12 protein-coding genes are annotated in these 15,521 nt (G+C 42.3%); 1 reads left to right on the top strand and 11 read right to left on the bottom strand.

Going from position 1 to position 15,521, the window contains the following annotated elements; translation table 11 throughout:
• Positions 1-118: 118 nt before the first annotated feature.
• From ADG03_RS05555 to recJ, 5 genes are all read right to left on the bottom strand, one after another.
• Positions 119-802, bottom strand: a complete 684-nt coding sequence (locus ADG03_RS05555; RefSeq protein WP_049472318.1) for a DnaD domain-containing protein — start codon at positions 800-802, stop codon at positions 119-121.
• A gap of 9 nt (positions 803-811) precedes the next feature.
• Positions 812-1,756, bottom strand: a complete 945-nt coding sequence (metA, locus tag ADG03_RS05550; protein ID WP_049472319.1) for a homoserine O-acetyltransferase MetA — start codon at positions 1,754-1,756, stop codon at positions 812-814.
• Between the two features lie 101 nt (positions 1,757-1,857).
• Positions 1,858-2,370 (bottom strand): adenine phosphoribosyltransferase, encoded by a 513-nt coding sequence (locus ADG03_RS05545; RefSeq protein WP_021153512.1) that lies wholly within the window; start codon positions 2,368-2,370, stop codon positions 1,858-1,860.
• A gap of 154 nt (positions 2,371-2,524) precedes the next feature.
• Positions 2,525-3,118: a TipC family immunity protein gene (locus tag ADG03_RS05540; protein WP_049472321.1), complete on the bottom strand. Its 594-nt coding sequence runs from the start codon at positions 3,116-3,118 to the stop codon at positions 2,525-2,527.
• Complete coding sequence (gene recJ / locus ADG03_RS05535) at positions 3,115-5,340, bottom strand: single-stranded-DNA-specific exonuclease RecJ (RefSeq protein ID WP_049472323.1); 2,226 nt, start codon at positions 5,338-5,340, stop codon at positions 3,115-3,117. The genes ADG03_RS05540 and recJ overlap by 4 nt, the downstream gene beginning before the upstream one ends.
• A gap of 513 nt (positions 5,341-5,853) precedes the next feature.
• Between recJ and ADG03_RS11190 the strand changes: the two genes are divergently transcribed.
• Positions 5,854-10,044: a Spy0128 family protein gene (locus tag ADG03_RS11190; RefSeq protein WP_160312933.1), complete on the top strand. Its 4,191-nt coding sequence runs from the start codon at positions 5,854-5,856 to the stop codon at positions 10,042-10,044.
• Between the two features lie 55 nt (positions 10,045-10,099).
• On the opposite strand, the gene ADG03_RS11860 is transcribed toward ADG03_RS11190, so the two are convergent.
• From ADG03_RS11860 to rnz, 6 genes are all read right to left on the bottom strand, one after another.
• Positions 10,100-10,864: a hypothetical protein gene (locus ADG03_RS11860; RefSeq protein WP_239667185.1), complete on the bottom strand. Its 765-nt coding sequence runs from the start codon at positions 10,862-10,864 to the stop codon at positions 10,100-10,102.
• Between the two features lie 120 nt (positions 10,865-10,984).
• The gene (locus ADG03_RS05515; RefSeq protein ID WP_239667186.1) at positions 10,985-12,463 is read right to left on the bottom strand and encodes a hypothetical protein; all 1,479 of its coding nucleotides are present in this window, start codon (positions 12,461-12,463) and stop codon (positions 10,985-10,987) included.
• A gap of 242 nt (positions 12,464-12,705) precedes the next feature.
• Positions 12,706-13,110, bottom strand: coding sequence for a GNAT family N-acetyltransferase (locus ADG03_RS05510; protein ID WP_049472326.1), 405 nt, complete (start codon positions 13,108-13,110; stop codon positions 12,706-12,708).
• A 1-nt stretch (position 13,111) separates the two neighbouring features.
• The gene (locus ADG03_RS05505) at positions 13,112-13,822 is read right to left on the bottom strand and encodes a class I SAM-dependent methyltransferase (RefSeq protein ID WP_049472327.1); all 711 of its coding nucleotides are present in this window, start codon (positions 13,820-13,822) and stop codon (positions 13,112-13,114) included.
• Between the two features lie 10 nt (positions 13,823-13,832).
• On the bottom strand, positions 13,833-14,588 hold the full coding sequence (locus ADG03_RS05500; protein WP_049472329.1) for an SDR family NAD(P)-dependent oxidoreductase: 756 nt from the start codon (positions 14,586-14,588) through the stop codon (positions 13,833-13,835).
• A gap of 1 nt (position 14,589) precedes the next feature.
• Entirely contained in the window at positions 14,590-15,519 is a 930-nt protein-coding gene (gene rnz / locus ADG03_RS05495; RefSeq protein WP_003011107.1) for a ribonuclease Z, read from the bottom strand.
• Positions 15,520-15,521: the final 2 nt, after the last annotated feature.

Genomic DNA, 15,521 nt, shown 5'->3' with positions numbered 1-15,521 from the left:
CAAAACTAAGTCATGGAACTTCTTCGAAGTTCGCTGACGTCCGTACTCACATAAAAAAAGTTTCTAGGAAGACTTAACCTTCCATCTGCAGCTAGCACTCAAATAAGTGCTAGTTTTTTTAATCCTTCCACAAATCCATGGCCTTCAAGAAATCGTCTGAAACGGTCACATTGCGTGGGTTGGCTTGTTCGCGTTCTTGTAGTTTCGCCTCTACTTGGGCTAGACTGTTGATGCCTTCACTGCGCCAGTTGCGTAAAATGGCTTGGATATATTTCCAGTGAGGCTTGCCGTTAAAGACAGCTTCTCGTAATGCTGCCTTGATCACATCTGGATCTGTCTGATCCTCGCGCACAGTCTTGGTCAGGTCTTCAATCTCAAAAGGTGTCAAGAGTCGTCCCAGTTCTTGTTGGAAGGTTTCCACCAAATCCTTGATGACATTTCCCTTAGCGGGCGCGCTCTGTGCCTTCCCTTGTAATTGGGATTCTAAAATCTCATCCAAGCGCTCCAGGGCAATGGTCGCATCAAAGATGGCTTCAATCTCGCCATTGAGCTCAATGGTCCGGTACTGAAGGAGTCCCTTGGTGGTCAGATTGGACATAATCCGATTGACCTCTGTCACCGTTTTTCCTAGATGACTAGCAATCTGATTGGGAGTTAAGGCCTCTTGGCCAGTCGTATTTTGAAGGAAGAAAAACTGCCAAACCAAGTAATCATCTGCTTGGTCAAACAATTCATGATAATGAAAAAGCAAGGCACTTGGAAGAACCAAGTTGCCATACTTAAATGCTTGTGAATATGTCATAATTCCCCTTTATAGGTAACCATAAAATGAAATATCTTTTTCCAATTCTTCCAAGCGGTAAGGTGTTTCTTGATAAACCGCATAGTTGATCCAATTACTAAAGAAAGTCGTCGCAGCTAGATTCCAACGAATGCGAGGCTCTGTATTAGCGTCATCCCCATCAAAGTAATTCTTGGGAACATCTGGATCCAAGCCCGCCTTGACATCTCGGTGGTATTCTTTTGCCAGCGTATCGCGATCATATTCCAGATGGCCAAAGCTATAGACCTCACGCATGTCTGGACTAGCAATGATGGAAAGCCCAACTTCATTTCCCTGAGCGATCACTTGAAGATTGCTCTTTTCAAGGACTTCCTTCAAAGGAATATCTGTATAGCGAGAATGAGGGGCAAGGAAGCGATCGTCAAATCCTCTCATGAGCAGACTATCGGGACGCACCACTGCTTGGTCATAGATGCCCGATAGCTTGTCACAGAGCTCTACTTTTTGAATTCCGTAACGGTGGTACAGTCCAGCCTGGGCTCCCCAACAAAGGTGCAAGGTAGAAAAGACATGCCGCTTAGACCATTCAAAGACCTGGGTCAATTCTTCCCAGTAGTCTACTTCTTCAAAGTCCATCTTTTCGACAGGCGCTCCTGTCACAATCAAGCCGTCATAGTAATTATCCTTGATATCCTCAAAGGTCTTGTAGAAACTCTCCAAATGTTCTGCCGCTGTATTCTTGGACTCATGGCTCGCCATATAGAGGAACTCCACATTGATCTGCAAGGGCGTATTGGCCAAGAGGCGTAAGAGCTGGGTTTCTGTCGCAACCTTGGTCGGCATCAGATTAAGAATGAGAACATTCATGGGCCGAATATCCTGGTGAGTCGCCCGAACATCATCCATGACAAAAATATTTTCTGAACGAAGGATATCAACTGCTGGTAATTTTTTATCTAGAGTAATTGGCATAAAAAGCTCCCATCTTACAAGTTCTTAACTAACATTATATGATAGGAGCTTATAGTTTTCAATTATGGTTTTTCTGTAGCCAGTTATAGCAATAGACTATATTAGTAATGCATCAAAACTTTGTAGTCGTAATCGCCGATCGCTTCGCGACCTTTCAAGTCGTCCAACTCGATCAAGAAGGCACACCCTGCAACGACCCCACCGAGTTTTTCGATCATTTCGATGGTTGCTTTCACCGTACCACCAGTCGCCAAGAGGTCATCAACGATAAGGACGCGTTGACCTGGTTTGATGGCATCTGCGTGCATGCAGAGGGTATCAACACCGTATTCTTTTTCGTAGTCAGCAGAGATGACTTCACGTGGCAATTTACCAGGCTTACGAACAGGCGCAAATCCAATTCCCAACTCAAAAGCGACCGGACATCCAACGATGAACCCACGCGCTTCAGGACCAACGATCATGTCGATTTTCTTATCCGTCGCGTATTGGACGATTTCACGAATCGCATAACTATAAGCATTGCCATCTGCCATCAAAGGGCTGATATCACGGAAGGTAATTCCTTCTTGTGGATAGTTTTCAATGCTTGCAATGTAATCTTTTAAATTCATGGTTAACTTTCTTTCATAAAAAATTTTTTACATTCCATTATATCATGAATTCCACTAACTTGCATCATTTTTTGCCAAATCATTTTCCCAAGCTCCCGCGTCAAAAGCAAAAATCCCACATCCGAAAAATGATGTGGGATTGGAAACATGCTTACTATTCATCTAATACTTTATTGTACTTGATTTTCATATCCCCTAAGTTTTTCCAAGAGTAACGGGAGCTTCCATTCTTGAACCAAGTACCAAGAATATATTGTTCAGCTACCTTCTTACTTTGCTTTTTCAACCAAGCACGGTCTTTGCCATAGGCGGCAAGTTTCTTTAGAAAATCACTACCCTCTACTTCTTGATCATCCGCATAAAGATAGACTTCTTCTTGAATCAATGCTCTTTTTTTAGAATTGTATTTGAACATCATACGAACCGATACATTTTCTTTTAACTGATATTTATACCTATAAACCCATTCCGAACTGTTTCGAAACATCATGACGGACAGGTCTTCTTGTCCCCCAACGATTTTATCTGAATAGGGATACATTTGAAATCCTTCATCTTCCTTCCAGATGCGATCACTTCCGATCGTTTCTGTAAATGGCTTAAACATCACATGGCGCATCCACCCACCATTTTCGGAGTAGTTGATCTCCTCCATGGGGTTTTTTAGGCTCAGGTAGATTCCCAACCAATAAAGAGCTAAAAGCAGGAAGGGGCTGAGCCATAGAAAATATTTTAGCCGTCTTTTCATGAGGCCTGACCTGTCAGATAGTCGTAGATTTCACGAACCGTTCCAAGGGCCATCAACTCCTGCTCTTTCACCGTTTGTTTGAGGTTTTGGTAGATGCTGCTTTCTGCGATTTCTCGTTTTTCTGCTTCTTTATTGACTTTCATGATGCCATTTTCAATAGTCACAAAGCCCAGCTCTTGGAAGATCTGAATCATTTTGACCAGGAGGATCTGCTGGATCTTGAGATAGGCTGCTAGGTCTTTGAGTTTATAGCGGACATCGAATTCCGGGTACTGGTAGATGGTCTTATAGAGTTTGGCATACTGGTCCCTGCTACCGTATCCTGTCAGATAGTAGGCTTTGGCGATCTCATTTTTGAAATAGACGGCTTGGAAATCATGCTCTTGGAAGATTTGCCGTAGTTGCTCTAAATCCTCAGGGATATTTCCAACTACAACAGCGGGCTCGCCTGTCAGATCTGGCAGTTCTTGGGTAAAATCAAGAACAGGAACACCTGCGGGGAGACTAGCATTTTTAGAGCGGATATTAAAGAGCTGCACGCCGTCCACACGCGCATCAACCAGCATGAGCTGCAAGGTTGTTTGGCCATTCCATTGGTTGACCGACAACTGCACAGCTAGCTCTAGGTCTTGCGCCTGTGCAAACTCTGCCTCTAAGCTTCCCAAGCCAAAGGCAACCACCTCAAAGGTCGCATTTTCTTGAGAAATTTTGAGTTTCAAGTGGGTATTGCCGGCTCCCATCGAGCGTGCCCCTTCTACCTTGAAATTACGGACCAAAAAGACGGGCTTTTTATTGTCCATGCCAAATGGACTCAGGCGATCAAAGATTTTCAAGGTCTCAAGCGTTAGTTCTGTTAGATGTAGTTCCTCGTCGATGGCTAAGCTGGACTTGCTGCTGAGATCAATTCCTTGCTCTCTAATGTAATCCGTAAGAGCCCGAGACAAGGCAGGGAGTTGGTCCACCTCCAGCGTCATCCCTGCTGCACCGGCATGCCCGCCAAAGGCTACAAAGAGCGACCGGTGGGGATCGAGGGCATCAAAGATATTGACCGACTCAGGACTTCGAGCGCTTCCTTTAGCCCGTCCATCTTCGATACTTAAAACAACGACCGGCTGATGAAGCTCTTCCAACAAACGACCAGCGACAATACCAAGGACCCCTGGATTCCAGCCTTCTTTGGCCAAGACTTGGGCAGACAAGTTCGGATCGACCATGGTTTTAGCTTCGTCATAGATAGCTTGGACAATCTCTTTTCGTTCTTCATTCTTTTGATGAATCATGAGGGCAATCTCGTGTGCCTCTTCATCGTCAAATCCTGTTAGGAGTTCAATAGCCGGATTGGGATCATCGAGGCGGCCAAGGGCATTGAGACGAGGAGCAATCTGAAAACCAACTGTTTCTTCATTGACATCCTCCGGACGAATCCCTGCAATCTCCAGGAGTTCCTGCAAGCCCATGCGCTGGGTATGTTTGAGAACGCCCAGACCGTATTTGACCAGGATCCGATTCTCATCTGTCAGGCTGACCATGTCAGCAATGGTCCCAATTGCTACCAGGTCTAAGAGATCGACTGGTACTTCCTCTAGGAGGGCACAGGCCAACTTAAAGGCCACACCACATCCTGCTAAATAATGGAAGGGATAATCCGCATCTGGATGCTCCGGATGAATGATCGCATATGCATCCGGTAAAACCTCTGGCATAGAGTGGTGATCCGTCACGATAACATCAACTCCCATCGCTTGGGCCATGGCAATGGCTTGATTGCCCGCGACCCCATTGTCCACCGTGACAATCAGGGAAATGCCTTGCTGCTCGATAAAGTAGTTGTAGACACTCTCATTGGGACCATAGCCGTCTGTGAAGCGGTTGGGTAGGTAGACTTGCACCTCTGCACCCATCTGCTCCAAGGTTTCCTTCATAATGGAGGCCGATGTCATCCCGTCCGCATCATAGTCTCCGTAGATGAGGATCTGCTCATAATCTTCGATGGCCCGTCGGATGCGCCCCACTGCCTTGTCCATATCATGGAGCAAATAAGGGTCATGTAGCTTCTCTAGTTTGGGTTCTAAAAAGTCTTCTAAATCCTCTTTGGTTTGAATGCCACGCTCATACAGCAAGGTTGCTACGGACGCTTCTAGGCCTGCTTTTTTGGCAAGGGCTAAAAAGGCCTCATCTGCACTTGGCGAAGCTAACTGCCAATCGTATTTTGAAGTGATCATCTAGCTTTTGGTCTCCTCTTTTTCTTATCTGAATATTATAACATGAAAGGCGAAAATGGCGGGAAATAAAAGGTCAGGTAGTGGTTGGAACAAAATGAACAATTTTCTCTATTTTTGTTGCATTTAGCTTGACTTATCACACTAAAAGAATATAATAAATATGATAATAATCTTTTAAAAATGTAATGGGATGATTATTCTATTAAGTTTGCACTGCTTATTATCATTTTATATTATGAAGCGTAAATTTCTTCCGTTTTTCTATCGAATCATTGTTTTTAGAAAGTTTGTTTCAGGTCCAACCAATCCTCTAGTATGGATAGACTAAAGATAGGATATTGAGGTATGCCCCCATATTTTCTCAATAGAGGTAAGGTCCTTCTTCTCTAAATACATGTTCGAATAAAGCAACTGATTGTATGGAGCAAAGACCAGGAGTTTTTCAGTTTTAGGAGATATCACTATATAGAAAAACTTTACGAAATTTATGCAAAAGAAAGGAAATGAGGCCAATTGAAATTTCTATATAAAAAGATAGTTGCATTTGTAGCTATCATCGCCGTGGTAGCCTTAGGCTTGTCTGTGATCAAACCTGTTAGCGCGGCTACTGTTTCACCAACTGTTACCAATTTAAAGGCTCAGGCAAGTGGACAAAAAGTTACCTTTTCATTTGACTGGGATTTAACTGGGAAGTCAGTTAAAGAAGGCGATACGTTTACCATTGATGCTCCAGAAGGTGTCAATATCACTGAAGTCGCAACTCAATCACTCCAAGCAAATGGAGCTGAAGTCGCAACCATTTCGATGACAAACAAAAAGATTACTTTTACTTTTAAGAAAGCAATCGAATCCATGAACCAAAACGTTAAGGGGGGCTTCTCATACAAAGCAGAGTGGGATAATACTCCAGGAAATCCTGGAAACAAGACCGCCACTTCTAAAGTCGGTTCAGAATCAGTCGTCATCACACGTCCTGATGGGCCAGGCGTGTTTGAATCTGTCTTAAATAAATACAACCTTACTGGTGACTATGTATCTAAGCAATTCAAATTAGATGCATCTGAAAACTATGCATGGATGAACGTTGGAGATGATTATTACTTAACTACTTGGTTCATCCGTATCAATGGAGATGGTAAGAAACAAGCCATCACAAACCCTGTCGTGTCAGATAAAATCCAAGCTCCAGCTGTAGATTACTCAAAAATCACTTTTGCTCCTGCAGCAAACCACGCTGCAAGTGAATTCTTTGTAGGAACCTATTTGAAACCATCCTTCACTTTAAGAAAAGGTGGAAACGTAGTTGCTTCCGGTTGGAACTTCTGGAAACATATTAAGTTCGATGCAGATGGTAACGGATTTACTGTAAACTTATCTGATGTTAGTGATGTATTCAAAACAGCATCTAGCGATGAATTGATCGTTGAATACCAAACATTGATTCCAAAAACAACTATCCGTGTTGATAACAACGCTACTTTGACTGCTGATGAAATCAAAACACCTCAAACTGACCCAGCATTCTGGAACAACAATGAGTTGAAATTCTGGGTTTCTGGTGACACAACTGTGACCGTTCAAAAAGAATGGGTTGGTGATGAGGAATCTGATCGTAAAGACATTACTGTTCAATTGTATGCGGACGGCAAAGCTTTGGATGGGATGACACAAACCCTTACAAAAGCTTCTGGCTGGAAAGCAGCATTTACGAAATTACCAGGTATCAAAGATGGTAAGGCCATTGAATATTCAGTAGTAGAAACAAACACTCCTGAAGGTTACACTTCTAAAGTTGAGAAAATTGATGATGACAACGTGATTAAAGTGGTCAACACATCAAACAAACCAAAGGTGACTGAAACTACTGCAGACCTTGTCGTTAAAAAAGCTTTCGAAGTAGCTGGTGATCAGGAACATAAACAAGTTCCAGTCACAGAAGGTCAATTTGAGTTTGTCTTGAAAGACGAAAACAACAAAGTAGTCGAAACTGCCAAGAACCAAGCAGACGGCACTGTTAACTTCAAGTCTCTAACCTTCAATAAAGAAGGTAGCTATACATACACGATCACTGAAAACAAAGGTACGGATGCTACTATCAACTATAGTACACAAAGTATCACGGCTACTGTCGATGTGAAGAAAACTGACGACAAACTGGTCGCTACTGTCACTTACTCAGGTGGAGATGGTGAACAAAAAAATACGATCACCAATACTCAAAACAAACCAAAAGTTTCAAATGCTAAGGTGACCTTAAACCTTAAAAAAGCATTTGAAGGTGGCGAACTTAAGGGCGATGACTTTGAGTTTGTTGCAAAAGATTCAAACGATCAAGTTGTTGGTACAACTAAGAACAAAAATGATGGTTCGATTACTTTTGATAACATCACCGTAGACAAAGCAGGGACATTCAAATATACCATCACTGAAACAAAAGGTACGGACAAGACCATTACTTACAGTGATAAAACCATCACAGCTACCGTTGTAGTGGTTGAAAAAGACAATGCTTTGGTTGTAGAACAAGTCACCTACTCTGATGGTGAAAATGCCACTGATACGTTCACCAACAAAAAAGAAGCTCCTAAAACAGAAAGTACAAAAGCTAGCCTTCAAGTTAAAAAGCTTCTTAAAGAAGGTGAAACAACTATACCGTTGACAGACGATCAATTTGAATTTGTCTTGAAAGAAGGTGACAATACCCTTGAAACTGCTAAAAACAAAGCAAATGGTACTGTAACCTTTAAAGAACTTACTTATACTGAAGAAGGCACACACACTTATACCATTACCGAAAATCAAGGTACGGATACTTCAATCAACTACAGCAAACAAATGATCACTGCTACCGTTGAAGTGAAAAAAGAAAACGACAAACTCGTCGCTACTGTGACATACTCAGGTGGGGATACTGAAAAAGGAGATACGTTTACAAATACAAAAACGCCTCCGACACCTGTTCCTCCAACAGTGAAACCAACGACAGCTCAATTCAAGGCTAAAAAAGTATTGGCAATCAACGGTTCGAGCGATCGTACATTGAAAGCAAACGAGTTTACCTTCCTTCTCAAGGATCAAAATGGTACGCTCGTTGATACCAAGACAAATGGTGAGAATGGTGATATTCTCTTCAATCCAGTAACCTTTAATGAAGCTGGTACTTTCACCTACACAATTGTTGAACAAAAACCAGCTACACCGGAATCAGCTATTACTTATGATGAAACGGTTCATACTGTAACAGTAACTGTTACAAAAGACGAAAATGGACAATTGAATGCGGATGTGCAATACGACGGTAAAAAGGATACTCCTACTTTTACTAACACGTATACACCTCCAACTCCTGTTCCTCCAACAGTGAAACCAACGACAGCTCAATTCAAGGCTAAAAAAGTATTGGCGATCAATGGTTCGAGCGATCGTACATTGAAAGCAAATGAGTTTACTTTCCTTCTCAAGGATCAAGCTGGTACGCTCGTTGATACCAAGACAAATGGTGAGAATGGGGATATTCTCTTCAGTCCAGTAAGCTTTAATGAAGCTGGTACGTTCACCTACACAATTACTGAACAAAAACCAGCTACACCAGAATCAGCAATCACTTATGATGAATCTGTTCATACTGTAACAGTGACTGTCACTAAGGATGCAAATGGACAATTGAATGCGGATGTGCAATACGACGGTAAAAAGAATATCCCTACTTTTACCAACACGTATACACCTCCGACACCTCCAACTCCAAGTGAAAAACAAATTACCACAAGTAAGATTTTAGAAGGTCGTGACCTTCAAGGTGGCGAATTTAGCTTTAACCTTTTGGATGAAAATGGAACTGTTCTTCAGACAAAACAAAATGCTGCAGATGGTACAGTGACATTTGATGCGATCGCCTACACGGAAGCGATGATTGGTACTCATAAATATACCATTAAAGAAGTCCTACCAGCTGATCAGGCAAATATCCAATATGACGAAGGTCAAGTGGATGTCACAGTGACCGTCACAAAAGATGAAGCATCAAACGCTATCCAAGCAGTTGTTTCATACGGTGCGAAGAAAACCTTTATCAATAAGGTCATCCCACCAACTCCACCAACAGTGAATAATCCTGAATTGAAACTTTACACCCTTAGAGTTCGTAAGGTAGATGAAAAGGGTGATTACCTTGCCGGTGCGGTATTTGGACTCTTTGAAGCAGATGGTGTGACACCTGTTGCAAATCCTTATGGACAAGGCCAAGCGCAAGCAATTTCTGATCAAGATGGACTTGCAAGCTTTGTTGGATTTGAAGCGAAAGATTACGTGATCAAAGAGATCTCAACTCCAAGTGGTTACCAACTTTCAAATGAAGTCATCAAGGTTGCTGCAAGCGACTTTGCTTCTGCAACAAACCTTGTTGTTGATAAAGGAAACGTGGTAAACAAACTCCTTCCACCTCCACCATCAATTGATATTCCAAATATACCAACACCAAGTAATAGCAAACCTAAAAATCCATCACCAAATGGAGATAAACCTAAGCCTAGTGATAAACCTAAATCCAGCGAAACTCCTAAGTCTAGTGACAAACCTAAAGAAGATAAAAAATCTCTTCCTTCAACAGGTACTGCAGATCATTTAGGACTTCTTGCAACTGGTATGACATTAATCGCTACAGCTATTGCTTCTATGAAACTTAAGAAGAAAGAAGACTTCTAAGAAACATGAAAGATCTAGTCAAACACGACTAGATCTTTTTCTTGTATTCGGTTACTCAATTCTGAATATTTTGATCTTCATAAAAAACAACTTTCCCATCTTTGACCTTGAATGAGTAACTGATGGAATTGGAATAACTACCTTTAGAATAATAGAAATCATAGGCACCATCCGGTAGTTTGCTAGCGTCTAATTTTTTGGCTGCTGCTTTTAAGTCTTTTTCCTTAACGGATACACCATCCTCTATATAAATAGTCATACGGATTAACTCTTGATCGATTAAGGTTTGAAAAGGGATTTGATAGTAACCGGCAAAGTCTTTTTTCCCTTCTTTGAGATTTTGACTTGCGATACTATCTAGAATTTGCTCCTTCTCATCACGGTTGGAGTTAGATAAAAAACCAAAGAAACTAATAGGAAGACCTAGAGATTGCTTCTTTAATTGTCCCTCAATTTCCTTCTCCTTCTTTTGGACAGATTGTTGCTTCAAGTATGCTTCCTTATACTCTGGAAGATGGTCACTAGTTGTATCTGTCCAATCATTATGAAACACCGTATCCGTTTCTAATGTCACTGATTGTCCATCATAGGTTTTCTCAGAGTAGGTATAAGACACATGATAGGTTGGGATTTCCAAAGCAGTCCAGTCCAGTTTGTTTATGGTAACAGTTCCATGCAGACCAACCTTAGCAAGCTCACTGCTGACAACTTCCTTAGCCTTTTTATAATCACTCGGTTTCATGATCTTACAACTGGAAAGAAACAGGCAACATAGAATAAGTGGGATTCCTGCGAATAGTTTGAAATAGTTGAGCTTCATAGCCTGACCTCCTTGCTAAATTCGACCTAATCGATTAATTTTTTATATAGTCATATCTGAACAACCTATGAACCGATTGAAAATTCTAATGATAATTGAGAAATTCCTATTATATCTTGACTATTTTTGAATGACCCATTTGGCGTCACCATAAACGATCGTAAACGGCCCATCCCCATCTGTTAAATAGTTAATTTTATATATACCAGATTCTCCTGCTTCAAGGACTGTTGGCTGTTTGTAATTTAAAGTATTATTCAACATATAAGCAGATTTGCCATGGCCATCATAGAGATCTACATTTGTATAATCTGGAGTATTTTCAATACTGAGAGGTGTTGTATTCGATAGGGTGAATTCGACGATCAATCGATGTTGTTTTTTCCTTGTATCGATACGGTCTTGATCATCCTGAACATCCAAATTTGGATCGTCTGTTACACTATTCAGTGTAACTTCTAAGCCATTAGCAAATACAACTGGCTCTCCAATTGCATAACTTTTAACAGGATTTTTGGGATTAAAATTCTTTAATTTTTCTTTTATCTTTTGTCCGTCATTATTATTTCCAGATGGGATGGTCCAAAAGATATTATTCTCATCTTGCTTACCATACTGATTATCCCCCTTCATTTGTTGAGGGATTTGTAAGAGAATAGCCAAGTTTTTTAAATCAATTCGAACATCACCTTGATTTGTCACTTCCATTTCAACCGTGAATTCCGTAGGCGAAGTTTTACTATAAGCATAACCGGATAATGAGGTTGCCTCGAAATTTTTGTTAACTAACTGTTGTAAAACTGTTGAAAGCATGATATAGGAAATATGATCATCTCGATTTATTTCTTTTTCAGCATACCTTTGATGGAATTCATCGAGCCAATCATAGAAGGCTTGATTGAAATCTGACTCATTAGGATTTTTATAATATTTATTCCCTCTCGGTAAAAGCTCTGGGAAGTACGTTGGTACCTGAATGCGAATAAATACTTTGTTTCCCTTAACTGCATAGCCCTTTAATTCATATTTTTTTCCAAAGCTCAATGCATTCGTCATGAGCTTCAAATACATGGGACCATATATTTTGAGGGGGTACTTCTCACCAAGATATTCCACATAAGTATTTGGATCAAAAGTACTACTGTTTTTTTCAATTTTAGGGATAATATAATCGTTCCAGAGTCGAGTATACATATCCTCTTGATTTTTTGCCCCATTGGCCTTGATTACTGTGTCTATTCCCCTTGGATCTACATAGATTCCTTCAACGACCTGCAAAGCTTTTTGAACTCTTCCTTCCTCAGATAGAGAGACTTCATTCGGTTGCTGTCCATATATTGAAATACCATCGCTATCATCTGACCTCATATATTGTGGAAGTTTTTCAAACGTTATGTATCTGATACTGTTCTTTGCATCCCAATCAAATGTTGCTGCAGGTCCTGTCTTGTCAAAATGAATGTTTTTTCGATCGATTTTCTTCTGTACTTCTTTATTCGAAGAACCTTGTTTTTCTACAGTTCCTTGTTTGCAGGCACTCAAACATACTGGTATAAGTACCGAACATAAGACAAGGCCCCATTTTATTTTCTTCTTCATTCCATCTCCTCCTAATCTCTTCCTCATTTTACCATCAATCTCCCCTTTTGTCAGTCAAATAGATAAGAGGCTAGGACTTTTGTCCCAGCCTCTTAATTGTTTTTTGATTGTCGAGCAAGACGCAGTGGTTGAGTGGGCTCTACTACGCTGATTTCATCAGNTTTTACAGCCCTACTCAACTGTGCGGAGGTGGGACGACGAAATCGAATTCTAACGAATTACCGATTTCTGCCCTACTCTCTTTATTTCATATAAATCATCCCTGTACAAGCTTGCTCTGACAATTCAACAAAGCCCAGGGACTGGTAAAAGGCTAGATTTTTCTCGCTTCGTTCTGTGACGAGGAGCCGTTGATAGACATTTGGGAAGGTCGCTAAAGCCTCTGTTAAGAGTTTCCTTCCAATGCCTTGGCGCTGGTGATCTGGTCGTACCAAAAGGTCCTGTACCAAAAGGACAGAGTGGCCATCTCCTACCAAGCGAATGTAGGCGACGAGCTCTTTCTCATCATAGACGGCCAACTGCCAGAGACTGGCTTTGACGGCTTCTTCTAACATAGCTGGGTTCTTGGTATAATTGGTCCAACCCACCGAGCTGTAGAGTGCGACTAGGTCTTCCATCGCTGGAATTTCTTTTTTATAATGTAACATCTTAACTCCTTTTTAAGCTATAGTGCTGGAAGAAGGCGATATCCCGGTAAGGGGACTCTTGACAAACGGCCAGCTCCATCTCAAGCATAGACTCTCGCCAGCCTTCTTGGCCTTTGAAGCGGTTGTCCTGCAAGGCATAAAAGACTCGAATTCCTTGGTAATCCTTGACTTCAAGGGCTAGATCTTCTACTACTCTATCTAGATCATAGGCCTGAGCCAAGCCCATGGAGTGAGTTTCCAAGTCCTGACCTGCTAAGAGATCAAGCGCCTTTTGAGTATCATTTTCAAAGACGACTGTCTGCAGAACGCGGCCAACCTCATTATGCTTGACGATAGAGAGCAGGCCTCCTGGTTTCAAGAGACGAGTGAATGCCTTTAGAATCACCTTGCGATCCTCTACATACTCCAAGACATTGTGGCAGAGAATGACATCAAAGCTAGCATCTTCAAGACTTGCTAACTGGTCCAGACTTCCGACGAGTTGCTGGTAAGGATGGTCCTGGGCCCGCAAAGCCACCATTTCCTCATTAGGTTCCACAGCAAGGACCTCATTGTTTTGTGCCAGGTGGTTGGCTACAAGGCCAAAACCACTCCCGAAATCAAGCACCCGTTTTCCCTTGATGTCCTGTAATTGGGCAAAAAGGATATCATAATAGATCTGTCCCCAGGGTTGCCGGAGGTTCTCTAAATAGGCTTGAATATTTGCGGCCATCGATCTCCTCCTATTTGAAATTGAACATCTTGCTGGCTAGCTTGTCCGAGATTCGTGGGAAAAGGGTATAGAGCTTGTGGGTCAGGTTCAAAAGCCAAGGAAGATTGAGCTCACGTTTTGGTTTTCCAAAGTTTTTCACAATCTTCTTGGCTACAAAGTCCGGTTCCAAAATGTAGCGATCCACAGCTTTCACATAGCTTCCGTCTGGGTCTGCCTGATCAAAGAAAGTGGTCCGAATGGGGCCTGGATTGACCGTCGTCACATGGACACCAAAGGGCATCAGTTCTAACCGCAGGGCATTCGAGAAGCCAATGGCCGCAAACTTGGTGGCCGAATAAAGGCTGGATTTGGCAGTTGCGACGAGACCCGCCATGCTGACGATGTTGACGATGTGCCCCTTGCCTGCTTCCTTCATGTGCGCACCCATCAAGCGTGTGAGCTGCATGAGGGCAAAGGTATTGACTTCAAACATGGCATGAATTTGCTCATTGGTAATCTGGTCAAACTCTTCAAAAATCCCATAGCCTGCGTTGTTGACCAAGATATCAATCTGTCCATAGCGCTGATAGAGCTCTTCTACCAAATCTTGGACGGCTGAGGAATCAGTGATATCGATCCCGATGCATTCAGCTTGAGGATGACTGGCATAGAGCTTTTCCAGTTTTTCTTGATTTCTGCCTAGGAGAATCAGCCGATCTTCAGGGAGGAGCTTGACCATTTCTTGGGCCAAACCTCCACTTGCTCCTGTTATGAGAATGGTTCGCATCTTAGATCTCCACTTCTTCCAAATCTTTGACCACATAGACATTTTCAAAAATGCTGGACGCATCCTTGCGCAATTGGCTGATGTCCTTAGAGAGGAAGCGAGCACTGATATGGTTGAGTAGAAGTCGCTTGGCCCCTGCTTCACGCGCCACTTCTGCCGCCTGCATATTGGTCGAGTGGCCGTGTTTCTTAGCAATCTTCTCATCGCCCTTGCCATAGGTAGACTCATGGACGAGGACATCCGCATTGACTCCAAGGCGGACGCTAGCATCAGTCTTTCTGGTATCTCCGAGGATCGTGATAATCTTACCAGGCCGAGGGGCTGAAATATAATCCGCTGCAATGATCTTAGTCCCATCTTCCAGGGTGACATCTTGGCCATTTTTGACCTGACCAAAGAGCGGACCAAATGGAACGCCCGCTGCCTTGAGCTTGTCCGCATCCAGTGTTCCTTCGAGGTCCTTCTGCATGATCCGATAACCCACGCAAAAAATGGTGTGGTCCAAAGCTTCCGCATAAACTGTGAATTTATCAGTTTCTAAAATCTTGCCCAGAGAATGCTCATCGAATTCATGAAAATGAATGCGGTAAGGCAGGCGAGAGCCTGATACGCGAAGACTAGTCATCACAAAGGATTTGATCCCTACTGGTCCATAGATATCCAGATCCGTCTGCTCTTCATTGGCCTGAAAGGCCCGACTAGATAGGAAACCTGGCAAACCAAAAATATGGTCTCCGTGTAGGTGAGTGATAAAGATCTTGCTAACCTTTCGCGGGCGAATGGTGGTCTCTAAAATTTGATTCTGGGTCGCTTCGCCACAATCAAAGAGCCAGACTTCATTGATTTCATCTAGCAATTTGAGCGCTAAGCTCGATACATTCCGGGCTTTTGAGGGTTGCCCAGCTCCCGTTCCTAAAAATTGAATGTCCATTG

It is taken from the genome of Streptococcus parasanguinis (genome assembly GCF_001069785.1).
Taxonomy (GTDB): domain Bacteria; phylum Bacillota; class Bacilli; order Lactobacillales; family Streptococcaceae; genus Streptococcus; species Streptococcus parasanguinis_T.
Note: the sequence above shows the minus strand (reverse complement) of the source record. Positions and strands in the feature narration are given on the sequence as shown.